The following is a 15,530-nucleotide window of genomic DNA, read 5'->3' as shown; positions in this document are numbered from 1 at the left end:
GGCCCGGTGGCTTTTTTGTTGCCCGCGCCACCAGGACTCAGCCCCCCGAGCCCGAGTCGTCCGGACTCAGGCGGCCGACAGGCCCAGCGGATCCTCCGCGATCATGGCCTTGGCCAACTGGCCCAGCGTGACATAGGCCGCCTCGACCTCGGGCGTGAAGGGCAGGCCGCAACTCAGGCGCACAAATCGCTCATAGCGACCGGTGTTGGAGAACATCGGCCCTGGCGCCACACGGATGCCACAGGCCAGCGCACGCTCGAACAACAGGGATGAAGAAACCCCCAAAGGCAACTCGATCCACAGGCTCAGGCCACCCGGTGGCACATTGAGGCGCGTACCGACCGGAAAATGACGTGCCACGGCCTGAACGCTGCGCTCACGTTGCCGGCCCAAGTGAGCACGCAAGCGGCTCAGGTGCCGCGAAAAGGCCGCTGACTCCACACAGCGCGCCGCCAGCAATTGCGCCCAGACCTGCATGTTGCGGGTCTTGGCAAACTTGAGCATCTGGACCCGGGTGTGCCAGCGCCCCCCATTCATCCAGCCCTGACGCAAGCCCGGCGCCAGGGTCTTGTTGAACGACACGCAGTAGATCACCTGACCCGTCCGATCCCAGGCCTTGAGCGGTCGTGAAATGCCCTGGGCATCGACCAATTCACGGTAAATGTCGTCCTCGATCAGCGCCAGACGGTGCTGCTCACAGAAGGCGACCAGGCGCGCCTTGTGATCGTCCGGCATCACCGCCCCGTGTGGCATCTGCAAATGAGGCACCGCCACCACCGCCTTGAGCCGCGGCTCCTGTTGCACGGCCAACTCCAGGGCCTCCAGCGACAAGCCGGTGCGGGCACTGCTGGGAATCTCGATGGCCCGCAGGTTCTGCGCCTCCACCGCCTGCAGCAGGCCATAGAAAGTAGGCGACTCCACGGCAATCACATCGCCCCGCTCAGCCACCGCGCTGAGGGCCAGATTCACCGCCTCGGAGTTACCCAGCGTCGACATCACCTCGTGGGGCGCCACATGCACACCCGACTCCAGGGCACGCCGGGCCATCGCCGCCTGGAAGATCGGATGCGTTCCAGGCCGCGAATGCCCCTGCACGAGGATCTCAGGCTGTTCCCGCAACAAGGCAGCGCCGATGCGATTCAAGGCCGCGCCATCAAACAATTCGGGCGCCGGCATCGCCGAGCCCAGATCGATGCGCACCTGGGCCAGGCGGCTCTTTTCAAGCCACAGCGAAATGCGTTCATTGATGCCCGCAAATTCAGCGCCATCCAGACGGTGCAGCGGCACTTTCAGGTCGGGCTCAGAGCACTCACCGAGCAAAGCCTGAGGGCCTTCGCACACAAAATACCCGACCCGAGGCCGCGCCTGCACACAGCCCAGGGACTCCAGCGTGCGCAAGGCCTGCAAAGCGGTGCTCAAGCTCACGTCATGGCGCTGCATCAGCTCGCGAACGGAGGGCATGCGGGTGCCAAGCCCCAACACCCCCTGCCGGATCGCCTGGTGGTAGTGCTCGGCCACCTGCCGGTAAAGTGGAACAGGCTCGGCGCGCAGACTGGTTTGGAGATCGGACATGAGGTGACCATGATGCCCCAAGGCACCAGAGCACAACAGATACAGAAAGACAGCCTTGCTACCGTAACAGCCCTGATTTTTCAGATCTGATGCGCCTCCAGCTTCGCCCTGCTGTGCCTGTTGGGCGAGACGTCGGCGCCCTACGCTGAAGGCATGAAGAACGACACCCCCCCTTCCCTTGCAGCCCGACCTCCAACGCGTGCGCCCTCGTCTCAGCACACCCTGTCGCTCGAACCTTCAGGCCAGCGCCTGATGTGGGTGGCTGAAGGCAGCGAATTGCGAGGCCTGAGCGGGCCGCTGCAAATCCTGCTGTACCCAGGCCAACCCGACCGGGGTCAGCCACTTCAGCTACAGGCCGCTCAAGGCTGGCGCTGCCCAGCCACGGGCTGGGTCAGCCTGCACAACCCCGGGATCGCCGCTTGCCGGGGCCGGTGGCACATGGCCGCTGAGAATAAGGCGCCCCCAGCCGTCGCGGCCAACCCGATCCGGCCACAAAAAAGCCGCCCCGGCCTGATGACCTGGGGGCGGCTCTTGACGAACTGGCTGACAGCGATCAGGCCTGGGCGGCGCGCAACCTGATCGAAAAATCGCGCAGGGCGGCAATGCCGCTCTCTTCGGCACGGCGGCACCAGGCCTGCAGGTCGCGCGTCAGTTGTTCGCGCGACTGCGAGGTGTTGAGCCACAGCTGGCGCAGTTCTTCGCGCATCACCACCATTTTGTCGAGCGCCGGGTAGGCAGCACGTGCCTGTGCGAGCTCGGGCTGGGCTGCAGCAGGCACCTTTTCGGCATCACGGTGCAGCCAGCGGCGGGCGGCATCCAGCAGACGGGCATCACCTTGCTTGACCTTGAGCGCCGCCAGCTCCTGGCGAACGCCGCGAGCGTAACCAGCCATGACCTCGTAGCGGTTGGCGATCAAGGCCTCCAGCGTCTTTTCGTCGGCCACCGGACGGATATCGCCGAGTTGCAGCTTGGGCGGCGTCTTCTTGACCTTGGCCCATCCAATCTTGGACATCAGGCTGATGTAGACCCAGCCAATATCGAACTCATAGGGCTTGACCGCGAATTTGGCCGAGGTCGGGTAGGTGTGGTGGTTGTTGTGCAGTTCTTCGCCACCAATGATGATCCCGATCGGCGAGATGTTGGTGCTGGCGTCTGGCGCCTCGAAGTTGCGGTAACCCCAGTAGTGGCCGATGCCATTGATGATGCCTGCCGCAGTGATCGGGATCCAAAGCATCTGAACAGCCCACACGGTGGCGCCCAAAGCGCCAAACATGGCCAGGTTCAGGATCAGCATCAGGCCCACGCCCTGCCAGCTGAAACGCGTATACAGGTTGCGCTCGATCCAGTCGTCCGGTGTGCCGTGGCCAAAACGGGCGATGGTTTCGGTGTTCTTGGCTTCGGCTCGGTACAGTTCGGCCCCTTGCCAGAACACGGTCTCAATGCCGCGGGTCTGCGGGCTGTGCGGGTCTTCCGGGGTTTCGCACTTGGCGTGGTGCTTGCGGTGGATGGCGACCCACTGCTTGGTCACCATGCCGGTGCCGATCCACAGCCAGAAGCGGAAGAAATGCTGGGGAATGGGGTGCAGATCCAGCGCGCGGTGGGCTTGCGAACGGTGCAGGAAGATGGTCACGCCGCAGATGGTCAGGTGGGTGGTCACCAATGTGTACAGCACGACCTGCCACCAGGTCAGATCCCAAAGGCCGTGACCCAGCCAGTCGATGGCCGCATTCAGCACAGCCCAATCCGGTAAAAACATGTATGAACCTTGTCCTCGATGAAGGAATTCATGGGGACTGCTCCCCAAACAACAAAGCTGCAGGACGCAGCTAGCACGAATTTTAATCGCTCAAAGCCTATACACGGTTTTTTTAACCTTATGGATTGCCCTGCTATCCCGCCTTGACGGGGCCGGCCGGCCCCGCCCCGCCTCAGGGCTTTTTCGTCCAGGCGGCGGCAAAGAAGCCGTCGGTGGCATGCAGGTGCGGCCACAGGCGCAGGTAACGCCCGCCCTCACCGGTGCACAGCAATTCGGCCTGCGGCACCTTCAGTTGGGTCAGCGTGGGCGCGGCATCCAGTGGCAGGAAGTCGGGGTTGGCCGCCGAAAAGGCCTCGGCAATGGCCTCGTTCTCCTGGGGCAGGATGCTGCAGGTGGCATAGACCAGACGGCCGCCCGGCTTCAGCAGGCGCGCCGCGCTTTGCAGGATCGCCGTCTGCTTCACCACCAGCTCTTCGATCGCCTTGGGGCTTTGACGCCATTTCAGATCAGGGTTGCGGCGCAGGGTCCCCAGGCCGGAGCAAGGAGCGTCCACCAGCACGCGGTCGATCTTGCCGGCCAGGCGTTTGATGCGGTCATCGCGCTCGTGGGCAATGGCAGCGGGGTGCACATTCGACAGCCCGCTGCGGGCCAGGCGGGGCTTGAGCGCATCCAGGCGATGGCCCGAGGTGTCAAAGGCATACAGACGCCCCGTGTTGCGCATGCTGGCCCCGATGGCCAGGGTCTTGCCCCCGGCGCCGGCACAGAAATCAACCACCATCTCGCCACGGTGGGCATCCAGCAGCAGGGCCAGCAGTTGGCTGCCCTCATCCTGCACCTCGATGGCGCCGCGGGTGAAGGCATCGAGCTTGGTCAGGGCCGGCTTGCCATCGACACGCAGGCCCCAGGGCGAATAAGGCGTGGGCTCGGCCTTGATGCCGGCGGTCTTGAGCTCCTTTTGCACCGCCTCGCGCTTGTCGGCCAGGGCGTTCACCCGCAAATCCAGGGGTGCGCCCTGGTTCATGCTGGCCGCCAGGGCCCAGAAGCCCTCGCCAACCTGGGCCTTGAGCGGCGCCGCCAGCCACTCGGGCAGGTTGTGCCGATGCGGCTCCATCAGATCAGCGTCGGTGACTGCGTCGCAGGCATCGAGCCAGTTGCGCTCTTGATCGGTCAACGCGCTCTTGACGAAATCGCGCGGGCCATGAAAGCCCAGAATGGCCAACCGGCGCTCCTTCGGACCGGAGCCTGAGCGGGCCAGGTATTCGAAGCGCAACTTCTGGCGCAGCACGTTGTAGGTGGTCTCGGCCAGCGTGGCGCGTTCGCGGGGACCGAGGTTGCGGTGATCACGGAAAAAACGGGACACCACCGAGTCAGCGGGGTGGTCGAAAAGAAGGGAGAGCCTGACCAGTTCGGCGCAGGCATCCAACAGGGCTTTAGGGTGCATAGACTGCATTTTCCCACGCTTGCCCGGATGCACGGCCATTGCGGCATACTGCCCGGCCCCTTCATGCCGACAAACCCCATGCCTGACGACTCAGATCTACCCGAACTCAGCCCGCGCGTTCCACCCGGGCTTTACCGGCACTACCGCGGGGGCCTGTACCGGGTCATCGACACCGTGCGCCACAGCGAGACGCTGGAACCCCTGACGCTGTACCGGGCCCTCTACGGGCAACAGGGGCTGTGGGTGAGGCCCGCCGCCATGTTCCTGGAACTCGTCGACATCGGAGGCCGGTCAGTGCCGCGCTTTTCGCCTGTCGACGAGGCCGACCCCGCAGCGGCCTGAGCCTCAGTGGGCCGCCTGCGGGCGCGGCAACACCACGATGGCCAACAGGCCACCGCCCTGAGCGTTGCGCAACTGCAGACTGCCTTGGTGGCGGGCCACGATGTCGCGCGCAATCGACAGCCCCAAACCCACCCCGCCATGGTGCCGGTTGCGCGACCCCTCCACACGGTAGAAAGGGGCCATCACTCGCTCCAGCTCGGCCTCGGGCAGCCCGGGGCCATGGTCGCGCACCTCGATGCCGACCTCATCCCCCGTGTCCCACAGAAACACCTCGGTCTGACCGCCATAGCGGATTGCATTGCCGATCAGATTGCCCACACAACGGCGCAAGGCCCCGGCCTGGGCCGGCAGCAAACCCGCGCGCCCATGCACGGGCACCCAGTGGCCACAGGCCTGCTGGTCGTCCGCCAGGCTGTCCACCAGGGCCTTCACGTCCAGCTGAACCATGGGTTCCGGGTCGGCCACCCCACGCAGGTGATCCAGCGTGGCCGTGATCATTTCATCCATCTCGACGATGTCGCGGCCGAACTGCCGGCGGTCCTCGCTGCTCTCCAGGGTTTCTGCACGCAGGCGCAAGCGGGTCAGGGGCGTGCGCAAATCGTGCGACACCGCGGCCACGAAACGATCGCGCTCCTCCAGCTGCTGGCGGATGCGGGCCTGCATCTGGTTGAACACCTGGATCGCCGCCTTGCATTCGGCCGGGCCATCTTCGGACAAGGGCGGACGATCGATGTTCTTGCCCAGCTCGCGGGCCGCCAGCGCCAGTCGGTCGATGGGTTTGGACAGCCAGCGCGCACCCACCCAGGCCGCCACCATCAAGGCCGCCAGCCGCACACCGATGTCCAGCAGCAAACCGGCATCCCAGAGGCTGGGCGGGCCAGGCGGCTCACGTCGGCCTGGCTCGCCCGGAGCCCGGGGCGGACGCCGCTCCCCAGCCTGCGCCGAGGGCTCGCCAGCGGCCTCCTGAAGCACCTGCGGCGGTGGCGGCGGGCCATGCCCGGTGAGGTCGTGCAGGTTGAACATCAGCGTGAGTGCCAGAACATGGCTGGCCAGCACCGCCACAAACAACAACAAGGCCAGGCGGCCGAACAAGGTGCTCGGTACCCGACGGTACAACCATCGCCGCCAGGCTGGCGCTGACAGCACCGCCTGCGGCGCGCCAGTGCCCTGGCCTCGCGCGTCTTGCTTGGGGTTTGCCGGCCTCAGCGCTGCCATCCGACGTGACCCTGCACGGAACGCACGTTGAGCAGGTAACCCGCCCCTCGCACGGTCTTGATCAGGCGCGGTTCGCGAGGGTCGTCCGACAGCTTCTGCCGCAGCCGGGACACCAGCAAATCGATGCTGCGCTCAAAGGCGTCCATGGCGCGCCCCCGCGCCTGCTCCATGAGTTGGTCACGACTGAAGATGCGCCGGGGCATGCCCAGGAAGGTACACAGCAAGCGGAACTCTGCATTCGACAAAGGGATGACCACGCCCTCTGGCGACACCAGATGGCGCTCCATGCGGTAAAGCGACCAGCCATCGAAATGCACCACCTCGGCCTCGACGGCCTGGGGTACCGAAGTGGCACCCGCAGCGCTGCGCCGCAGCACCGTCTGGATGCGCGCCACCAGCTCTCGCGGCTCGAAGGGCTTGCTCATGTAGTCGTCAGCCCCCATCTCCAGGCCCAGCACGCGGTCATAGGCATTGCCTCGGGCCGTGAGCATGATGATGGGCAGGCGCGAGGAGCGGGCGCGCAGTTCGCGCGTCAGCGCCAAACCATCCACACCGGGCAGCATGAGGTCCAGCACGACCAGATCGATGGGGTGGCTGTTGAGGCGTGCTCGCATGGACTCACCGTCGGCAGCCGTGTGCACCGTGAATCCGAAACGGCCCAGGTACTGAGCCAGCAAGGTGGTGATGTCTGCGTCATCGTCCACCACCAAAATGTGTTGCATGGGTCGTCGAAAGAGGCAAAGGGGGAGGCGATGAAAGAGGCGTTTTGTGGCGGCAGTGTAAGCAGCCCGTTAGCCCTTGGAAACGGTTGTCCAACTTCTTTACCCCCGCTTTTCAAAGCTTTGAAAAGACTTTCGTATCAGCCCGGATACATCACCGACAAACCAGATTTACCCAGGCCCCGAAAAATCGAGGCCAGCCCATGAACGCTGCTGCAAATTGACCGGTCGACGTCTGCATGGGAACCGCTTCAGCCTGATCTGAAAGGAAGCACCATGACCAGCCTCAGCACCGTCTCCAGCGCCAGCAGTGGCTGGACCAATGCCATGCCGCCCCGGCCCCCAGGCGGCGGGCGTCTGACCGAGCGCCTGTTCAGTCAATTCGACGCCGACAACAGCGGCAGTGTGGACAGCACGGAACTGCAGAACCTGCTGTCCGATGTCTCCCAGAAAACCGGTCTCAGCACCAGCAGCACCAGTGCCACCGACCTGCTGACGGCCAATGACAGCAATGGTGATGGCAGCCTGAGCGCCAGCGAACTGGGCGATGCCCTGAAATCCGTGCTGCCGCCACCCCCATCGACGCTGGACTTTGTCCAGTCACGCAGCAACACCGCCAGCAGTTCGTCCGCCTCGACGGCCACTGGCCAGGCCGGCGATGACCTGTTCAGCCAGCTCGACACCAACAGCGACAACAGCGTGAGTCAGGACGAGCTGCAGAGCCTGCTCGATCAGATGGCCTCAGACCAGGGCACCAGCAGCTCGGCGCTCAGCGCCTCGGATGTGATCAGTCAGCTCGACGCCAATGGCGACGGCAGCCTGAGCGCCAGCGAGTTCGATGCCGCCCGCCCACAAGGCCGGGATGGCCCTCCTCAAGCCGGTGGCATGCCGCCCCCGCCACCCCCGACCGACAGCCTGAACAGCAGCAGCACGGCGGGCACCAGCAGCTCGGAAGATCCACTGCAAGCCCTGTTCGACACCATCGACAGCGATCAGAGCGGCGACATCAGCAGCAGCGAGGCCCAGACTTTCCTGAGCCAGTTGGCCAGCCAAGTCGACAGCACGACAGCGACGAGCTCCAGCGCCGGCAGCGGCTCCAACGGCACAGGCAGCGACAACGATGCCAGCAGCAACGCCTCGACCCAGGATTTGGTGCAACTGGTGCAGGCCGCCCGGCGCGAATACCAGGCCCACATGCACGGCTGGAACGAAATCGGCAGTCAGCTCAGCGCATCGGCCTGAACCTGACGCGCCAGCAGTCGCGCCACCACGGCCGGGTACAGCTGATGCTCTTGGCTCAGGACCCGGGCGGCCAGCTGCTCAGGCTGGTCCGAGGGCAGCACCGGCACCACGGCCTGGCCCAGAATTTCGCCGTGATCGAGTTCGGCCGTCACGCGGTGCACCGTGGCACCCGCAAAGCAACAGCCTGCCTCGATGGCGCGCTGATGCGTGTTCAACCCCGTGAAGGCCGGCAGCAAAGAGGGGTGGATGTTGATCAGGCGGCCTGCATAGTGAGCCACAAAACCGGGCGTGAGGATGCGCATGAACCCGGCCAGCAAGACCAGTGCTGGCTCATGCTGGTCGATCATTTGCGCCAGCTGCGCATCAAAGGCCTCGCGGCTCGCGAAGTCGCGGTGGCTCAGGACAGCGGTGGCCAGGCCCTGCGCCTGCGCCCACGCCAAACCGGCCGAATCGGCCTTGTTGCTGATCACGGCCACGACACGTGCGCCATGGCGTTGCGCCCAGTTCTCGCGCTGCGCGGCGCGGACCAGCGCCTTCATGTTCGAGCCGCCGCCGGAGATCAGGATCACGATGTTTTTCATGGATGGGACGGGCCCGCGGCATACCGGAGCCCTCTGGAAACAGCCCGCGATTATCCCAGAGCGAACCAGGCGACGGCCGTTCGACCCGCGCCCCGCCCGCTGCAGGCAAAATCCGGCTTGCCACCAGCAGGCCCGGCCCTGTCGCCCTGGCCGCTGCACCGATCTCTGTTTCAGGACCCCCACCATGCCTCTTCGCCCCCTCAGCCCCACCGAAGCCCGCGTCCTGGGCACCTTGATGGAAAAGGCGCGCACCGTGCCCGACAGCTACCCTCTGACCCTCAATGCCGTGGTCTCGGGCTGCAACCAGAAGACCAGCCGAGAACCCCTGATGCAGCTCAGCGATGCCGAAGCCCAGGAGGCGCTTGATGAACTCAAGCACCTGTCGCTGGTGTTCGAAACCAGTGGCGGACGGGCCTCGCGCTACGAACACAACTTCAAGCGCGTGCTTGAAGTGCCGGATCAATCCGCCGTGCTGCTCGGCCTGCTGATGCTGCGCGGCCCCCAGACCGCAGGCGAGCTGCGCATCAACAGCGAGCGCTGGCACCGGTTTGCCGACATTTCCTCGGTCGAAGGCTTTCTGGAGGAACTGCAGGAGCGCTCCAGCGAAAAAGGTGGGCCGCTGGTGCTCAAGTTGCCCCGTGCACCGGGCTCGCGCGAAGCCCGCTGGGCCAACCTGCTGTGCGGACCGGTGGATGAGTCCCTGCTGAGCACCCCGGCCGCAGGCACGGCGCCGGCCGCCAGCCCGGCGCTGCAGGCCCGGGTCGAGGTGCTGGAGGCCGAGGTGGCCACGCTGCGCGCCACCCTGGAAAAACTGTGCGAACAACTGGGCTTGTCACACCCCGGACAGGGCTGATCGAACGACCGTGCTAAAAATCGCGGGTTGCCTTCCGACGCCTCGGTCGGACGACAAAAAGCTTCATTCGGAGACAACCCCATGGATTTGGCATTCACCCCTGAAGAACAGAAGTTCCGCGAAGAGATTCGTGCCTGGGTCAAGGAAAACCTGCCCGCCGACCTGTCACACAAGGTGCACAACGCGCTGCGCCTGACCCGTGACGACATGCAACGTTGGGCCAAGATTCTTGGCAAGAAGGGCTGGCTGGGCCATGCCTGGCCCAAGGAATTCGGCGGCCCCGGCTGGAATGCCGTGCAAAAGCACCTTTTCGAAGAAGAATGCGCCCTGGCCGGCGCCCCCCGCGTCGTGCCCTTCGGCCCGGTGATGGTGGCCCCCGTGATCATGGCCTTTGGCAACGCCGAACAGCAACAGCGCTTCCTGCCCGGCATTGCGAGCGGCGAAGTGTGGTGGAGCCAGGGCTACAGCGAACCGGGCTCGGGCTCGGACCTGGCCTCGGTCAAGACCCGCGCCGAGCGCCGTGGCGACAAGTTCATCGTCAACGGCCAGAAGACCTGGACCACGCTGGGTCAGTATGGCGAATGGATCTTCTGCCTGGTGCGCACCAGCAACGAAGGCAAGCCGCAGACCGGCATCAGCTTCCTGCTGATCGACATGAAGTCGCCCGGTGTGACCGTGCGCCCCATCAAGCTGCTCGATGGCGACCATGAGGTCAACGAGGTCTGGTTCGACAACGTCGAAGTGCCGGCCGAGAACCTGATCGGCGAAGAGAACAAGGGCTGGACCTACGCCAAGCACCTGCTGAGCCACGAACGCACCAACATCGCCGACGTGAACCGTGCCAAGCGCGAACTCGAACGCCTCAAGCGCATCGCCAAGGCCGAAGGCGTGTACGACGACCTGCGCTTCCGTGACGAGATCGCCAAGCTGGAGGTCGATGTGGTGGCCCTCGAAATGCTGGTGCTGCGCGTGCTGTCGGCCGAGAAATCGGGCAAGAACTCGCTCGACATCGCCGGTCTGTTGAAGATCCGCGGCAGCGAGATCCAGCAACGCTACTCCGAACTCATGATGCTGGCCGCCGGCCCCTACAGCCTGCCCTACATCCACGAGGCCATGGACGCCGGCTGGCAGGGCGAGCACGTGGGCGCCGCCTACTGCGCGCCCCTGGCATCCACCTACTTCAACATGCGCAAGACCACCATCTACGGCGGCTCGAACGAAGTGCAACGCAACATCGTCGCGCAGACGGTGCTGGGCTGAGAGGAGACACACATGGATTTCGATTTCACCGACGACCAGGAACAACTCCGCGACGCCGTGCGCAAATGGGTTGACAAGGGCTACGACTTCGAGCGCCGCCGCGGCATTGCCAACAGCGGTGGATTCTCGCGCGAGGCCTACGGCGAACTGGCCGAACTGGGCCTGACCGGCCTGTACATCCCCGAGGCCGATGGCGGCCTGGGCATGGGCCCGGTCGAGGGCATGGTGGTGCTCGAGGAACTGGGCCGCGGCATCGTGATCGAGCCCTTCGCCCACGCCCTGATCTCGGGCGCGGTGCTGGCCCACTACGCCGGCGCCGAACTCAAGGCGGCCTGGCTGCCCCGCATTGGCTCGGGCGAAGCCCTGGTGGTGCTGGCCCATCAGGAGCGCAAGGCCCGTTACCGACTGGACGCGACCGAAGCCACCGCCGTGGCCGCCGGCGCAGGCCACACGGTCAGCGGCCACAAGAGCCTGGTGCCTGCAGGCGACCAGGCCGACGCCTTCCTGGTGCCGGCCCAGCTCAACGGCCAAACCGCGCTGTTCCTGGTCGAGCGCCAGGCTGCCGGCGTCAGTGCCCGGGGCTACAGCACCCAGGACGGTGGTCGTGCGGCTGAGCTGAGCCTCAGCAATGCCCCGGCCACCCTGGTCACCGCCGACGGCCAGACCGCCCTGGAGCATGCCGTGGACATCGGCATCGCCGCCGCCTGTGCCGAAGCCGTGGGCGTGATGGACAAGACCCTGGCCGTGACGGTCGAGTACATGAACACGCGCAAGCAGTTCAATGTGGTGATCTCCAGCTTCCAGGCCCTGCGCCACCGCGTGGCCGACATCAAGATGCAGCTGGAGCTGGCGCGCTCGATGAGCTATTACGCCGCACTCAAGCTCAATGCCCCGACCGCCGAACGCCGCGCCGCCATGGCACGGGCCAAGTACCAGTTGGGCCAGTCGATGCGCTTTGTGGGCCAGCAAGCCGTGCAGCTGCATGGCGGCATCGGCGTGACCGACGAGTACATCGTGAGCCACTACTTCAAGAAGCTCACCCAACTCGAGATGACTTTCGGCGACAGCCTGCACCAATTGGGTGAGGTGTCCAGCCGCATGCAGGACACGGCCGGCGTTTTTGCCTGAGCCCGCCCGGTTCTTGCCACAGCGCCGTCAAATCACGGCATCAACATGGCCCGTTGCCCCTCGCAGCGGGCCATTTTTAATTTCAGGAACCTTGTCATGCCCCGCACCACCCCGCATCAAGCCCCTCTGTCACGCCGCGGCTTCCTCGGACTGTCCGGCAGCGCGCTGGCTCTGGGCGCCCTGTCGGGCTGCGCCAGCCTGGCGCCCCCAGCGACACCTCGCCCGCCCATCGTCTTCGTGCACGGCAATGGCGACACGGCCGCCCTGTGGATCACCACGGCCTGGCGCTTCGAGACCGAAGGTTGGCCTGCCGACCGCCTGTTCGCCATCGATCTGCCCTACCCCCTGGCCCGTGACGACGATGCCAAGCCTCAACCCGGTCGCAGCTCCAGCGCCGAGCACATGGCCTTCCTGAAGGCCGAGGTCGAGCGGGTGCTGCAAGCCACCGGCAGCACCCAGGTGGTGCTGATCGGCAACTCGCGGGGCGGCAACGCCATCCGCAACTACATCCGCCATGGTGGGGGCCAGCGCACCGTCAGCCACGCCATCCTGGGGGGCACGCCCAACCACGGCGTGTGGGCGATTCCCGGCTTTCGCGAAGGCAACGAGTTCTCGGGCACAGGCCCCTTCCTGAGTGAGCTCAACCGCCCCCGCAACCCGGCCGGTGACGAGGTGGACGGCCCCACCCGCTGGCTCACCATCCGGTCCGACCACAACGACAAATTCGCCTCGCCCGACGGGGTCTGGATCGGCCGCCCCGGCCAGCCCACCTTCGTGACGGCCGCCGGCCCCGAACTCAAGGGGGCCGAGAACGTGATCATCCCAGGCGTGGACCACCGCGAAACCGCCTATTCGCGCCCCGCCTTCGAGGCCATGTGGCGCTTTCTCACCGGGGAGGCCCCGCGCCGCCAGGGCATTGCCATGCAAACCCGACCGGTGCTGCAGGGCAAGATCACCGGCCTGGGCCTGAACCCGCTCGACCCCGCCAGCGGCAGCTACACCAACAACCTGCCCCTGCCCGGGGCCAAGCTTGAAATCTACGCGGTGGGCGCTGAAACAGGGCTGCGCCAGGGCGCCCCGGTGCATCAAAAGACCGTGGGCAGCGACGGCCTGTGGGGCCCCTTCACCGCCGAAGCGGGGCAGGCCTACGAATTTGTGATCAGCGCACCGGGCTACGCCACCACCCACCTCTACCGCAGCCCCTTTGCCCGCTCCAGCGACTGGGTGCACCTGCGGGCTGAGCGGCTGGCTGAAACAGAAGCCCGACAGCCCGGCAGCGTGGTGGTATTCACCCGCCCACGCGGGTACTTTGACCCGCGCCGCGACAGCCTGAGCCTGGATGGACAAGCCAGCCTGCCCGGCGTGCCGTCCAGTGGCACGGCGGGCGCCTCATCGGCACGGCTGCACCTGCCCGCGCAGGCACAGCGGGCGGTCGTGGGTCAGTTCAATGGAGAAACCGTGGCCGGGCGCAACTGGCCCGCAGAAGCGGGGCACCTGACCGTGCTGGAGCTCACCTACTGAGGTCTCGAAAGCCACGTGCGCGGGCTTTTTGCCCAGCGCACGCTGGCTTCAGCACAAGCCAAGACACCGCTCAATGCGCACTCAGGCGAGAGGATTTGGGCACATGCGCCATCAGGAACTCCATCTGGTCCGACAGGATGCGCCGGTTGCGCAGGATGAAGTCTTCCCACAGGCTGGGCACATAGGGGGCGTAAAGCAGGGGCATGCGGGCCTGCTCAGGGGTGCGATGGCTCTTGCGGTGGTTGCAGGCCTTGCAGGCCGTGACCACATTCATCCAGGTGTCGACACCGTTCTGGGCGAAGGGCACGATGTGCTCGCGGGTCAGCTCGGCTTCATGGAAATGCTCGCCGCAGTAGGCGCACACATTGCGGTCACGTGCAAAGAGTTTGCTGTTGGTCAGGCCCGGGCGCAACTGAAAAGGGCTGATGTTGGGCACACCCTTGGTGCCGATGATGCTGTTGACCACGATCTGCGACTGCTCGCCCGTGATGGCATTGTGCCCGCCGCGGAACACCGCGATCTGGGCGCCGGACTCCCATCGGACTTCGCCGGCCGCGTAATGAATCACGGCCTGCTCCAGGGTGATCCAGGACTGGGGCAAGCCCTGGGCGGACAGCTTCAAGACCTTCAAGTGACACTCCTACAAGGGTTGAAAACCACTGACTTGGAACGCAGATCTCGGGAGCAGCCGCAGCGATTTGCATCGAAGCCGCGCCTGCTGCCGCACAATATAACCTGTTTTCATGACAATTTGGCTTCAGGCGCTTGACTGACGGGCACCCCTTGCTATCAAAAAGATAACATTCCAATGAAGATATTCCGCGGCTTCCAGCACCCGGGCATTGCCCCTGCCTGCGCGCTCACCATCGGCAACTTCGACGGCGTGCACCGCGGCCATCAGGCCATGCTGGCCTTGCTGCGCAACGAGGCCCAGCACCGCGGCGTGCCCAGTTGCGTGCTGACCTTCGAGCCCCACCCGCGCGACTACTTTGCAGCTGCCACCGGCCGGGCCGAGCTGGCACCGGCGCGCATCGGCACCCTGCGCGACAAGCTCGAAGAACTGGCCCGCTGCGGCATAGACCAGACCGTGGTGCTGCCCTTTGATGCCCGGCTGGCCAGCCAGCCCCCCGAGGGCTTCATCGACGATGTGCTGATCCGAGGGCTGGGCGTGCGCTACGTGCTGGTGGGCGACGACTTCCGTTTCGGTGCCAAGCGCGCCGGGGACTACGCCCTGCTGGACGCCAGCGGATCGGCGCGCGGCTTTGATGTGGCGCGCATGAACAGCTACGAGGTGCGCGGGCTGCGGGTGTCCAGCTCCGCCGTGCGCGAGGCCCTGGGCCGCGGCGACCTGGAGGCGGTGGGCCGCCTGCTGGGCCGCACCTATGCCATCAGCGGTCATGTGGTGCATGGCCGCAAACTGGGGCGTGAGCTGGGTTTCCGCACCCTGAACCTGCGCTTTTCGCACTGGAAACCCGCCGCCAGCGGCATCTTCGTGGTGCGCGTGCATGGGCTGGTCGAACGCCCTGTCGAGGGCGTTGCCAACCTGGGTGTGCGCCCGTCCCTGGACCCGAATGACGTCAATGGCGGACGCGTCCTGCTGGAGACCCATTGCTTCGATTGGCCTGCCTCGCTGGGTGCCGACGGGGGCTACGGTAAAATTGTCCGCGTGGAACTGCTGCACAAACTGCATGACGAGCTCAAGTACGACGGTCTGGACGCCCTGATGAAGGGCATCAACCAGGACTGCGATGACGCTCGCCGGTTTCTGGCGTCCATGCACGCAGAGACCCATCGCCAGACCACCCGCGACCGAATTTAACGCCGGCACACCGTGCTGCGCGCCCCTTGGAACAGGCTCAGGGCAAACGGCTGACTTCTCCCCGTACCGGGCCGCGCCCGG

General features: G+C 65.6%; 14 protein-coding genes. 7 read left to right on the top strand and 7 right to left on the bottom strand.

The features are described from left to right. Positions 1-66 precede the first annotated feature (66 nt). From AC3WUT_RS15310 to AC3WUT_RS15300, 3 genes are all read right to left on the bottom strand, one after another. Positions 67-1,572: an aminotransferase-like domain-containing protein gene (locus tag AC3WUT_RS15310; RefSeq protein ID WP_492347941.1), complete on the bottom strand. Its 1,506-nt coding sequence runs from the start codon at positions 1,570-1,572 to the stop codon at positions 67-69. A gap of 553 nt (positions 1,573-2,125) precedes the next feature. Beyond that, positions 2,126-3,328, bottom strand: coding sequence for a DesA family fatty acid desaturase (locus AC3WUT_RS15305; protein WP_492347940.1), 1,203 nt, complete (start codon positions 3,326-3,328; stop codon positions 2,126-2,128). 172 nt (positions 3,329-3,500) lie between these two features. After that, complete coding sequence (locus AC3WUT_RS15300; protein ID WP_492347939.1) at positions 3,501-4,769, bottom strand: RsmB/NOP family class I SAM-dependent RNA methyltransferase; 1,269 nt, start codon at positions 4,767-4,769, stop codon at positions 3,501-3,503. A 78-nt stretch (positions 4,770-4,847) separates the two neighbouring features. Between AC3WUT_RS15300 and AC3WUT_RS15295 the strand changes: the two genes are divergently transcribed. Then, on the top strand, positions 4,848-5,111 hold the full coding sequence (locus AC3WUT_RS15295; protein ID WP_492347938.1) for a DUF1653 domain-containing protein: 264 nt from the start codon (positions 4,848-4,850) through the stop codon (positions 5,109-5,111). Between the two features lie 3 nt (positions 5,112-5,114). On the opposite strand, the gene AC3WUT_RS15290 is transcribed toward AC3WUT_RS15295, so the two are convergent. Together AC3WUT_RS15290 and AC3WUT_RS15285 are read right to left on the bottom strand one after the other, a co-directional pair. Further along, positions 5,115-6,227, bottom strand: coding sequence for an ATP-binding protein (locus tag AC3WUT_RS15290; protein ID WP_492347937.1), 1,113 nt, complete (start codon positions 6,225-6,227; stop codon positions 5,115-5,117). An 86-nt stretch (positions 6,228-6,313) separates the two neighbouring features. Beyond that, a complete protein-coding gene (locus tag AC3WUT_RS15285) occupies positions 6,314-7,048 on the bottom strand; it encodes a response regulator (protein ID WP_492347936.1) in 735 nt (244 codons plus the stop codon). A gap of 273 nt (positions 7,049-7,321) precedes the next feature. Between AC3WUT_RS15285 and xopAW the strand changes: the two genes are divergently transcribed. Then, positions 7,322-8,287, top strand: a complete 966-nt coding sequence (xopAW, locus tag AC3WUT_RS15280) for a XopAW family type III secretion system calcium-binding effector (RefSeq protein ID WP_492347935.1) — start codon at positions 7,322-7,324, stop codon at positions 8,285-8,287. Here the strand turns inward: xopAW and purN are convergent. Further along, entirely contained in the window at positions 8,266-8,868 is a 603-nt protein-coding gene (purN, locus tag AC3WUT_RS15275; RefSeq protein ID WP_492347934.1) for a phosphoribosylglycinamide formyltransferase, read from the bottom strand. The two genes, xopAW and purN, sit on opposite strands and share 22 nt — an antisense overlap. 184 nt (positions 8,869-9,052) lie before the next feature. Here purN and AC3WUT_RS15270 point away from each other — a divergent pair, with 184 nt between their 5' ends. From AC3WUT_RS15270 to AC3WUT_RS15255, 4 genes are all read left to right on the top strand, one after another. Next, the gene (locus tag AC3WUT_RS15270) at positions 9,053-9,721 is read left to right on the top strand and encodes a YceH family protein (RefSeq protein ID WP_492347933.1); all 669 of its coding nucleotides are present in this window, start codon (positions 9,053-9,055) and stop codon (positions 9,719-9,721) included. An 81-nt stretch (positions 9,722-9,802) separates the two neighbouring features. Further along, positions 9,803-10,981 carry an acyl-CoA dehydrogenase family protein gene (locus AC3WUT_RS15265; protein WP_492347932.1) on the top strand — a complete coding sequence of 393 codons (1,179 nt, stop codon included), beginning with the start codon at positions 9,803-9,805 and terminating at the stop codon, positions 10,979-10,981. Between the two features lie 12 nt (positions 10,982-10,993). After that, positions 10,994-12,109, top strand: coding sequence for an acyl-CoA dehydrogenase family protein (locus AC3WUT_RS15260; RefSeq protein WP_492347931.1), 1,116 nt, complete (start codon positions 10,994-10,996; stop codon positions 12,107-12,109). Positions 12,110-12,205: 96 nt separating this feature from the next. Then, a complete protein-coding gene (locus tag AC3WUT_RS15255; RefSeq protein ID WP_492347930.1) occupies positions 12,206-13,630 on the top strand; it encodes an alpha/beta fold hydrolase in 1,425 nt (474 codons plus the stop codon). 70 nt (positions 13,631-13,700) lie between these two features. On the opposite strand, the gene AC3WUT_RS15250 is transcribed toward AC3WUT_RS15255, so the two are convergent. After that, complete coding sequence (locus AC3WUT_RS15250; protein ID WP_492347929.1) at positions 13,701-14,261, bottom strand: HNH endonuclease; 561 nt, start codon at positions 14,259-14,261, stop codon at positions 13,701-13,703. Between the two features lie 177 nt (positions 14,262-14,438). Between AC3WUT_RS15250 and AC3WUT_RS15245 the strand changes: the two genes are divergently transcribed. After that, positions 14,439-15,449: a bifunctional riboflavin kinase/FAD synthetase gene (locus AC3WUT_RS15245; protein ID WP_492347928.1), complete on the top strand. Its 1,011-nt coding sequence runs from the start codon at positions 14,439-14,441 to the stop codon at positions 15,447-15,449. The last annotated feature ends 81 nt before the right edge of the window (positions 15,450-15,530 follow it).

It is taken from the genome of Curvibacter sp. EU05-FHT14A10 (assembly GCF_058791075.1).
Note: the sequence above shows the minus strand (reverse complement) of the source record. Positions and strands in the feature narration are given on the sequence as shown.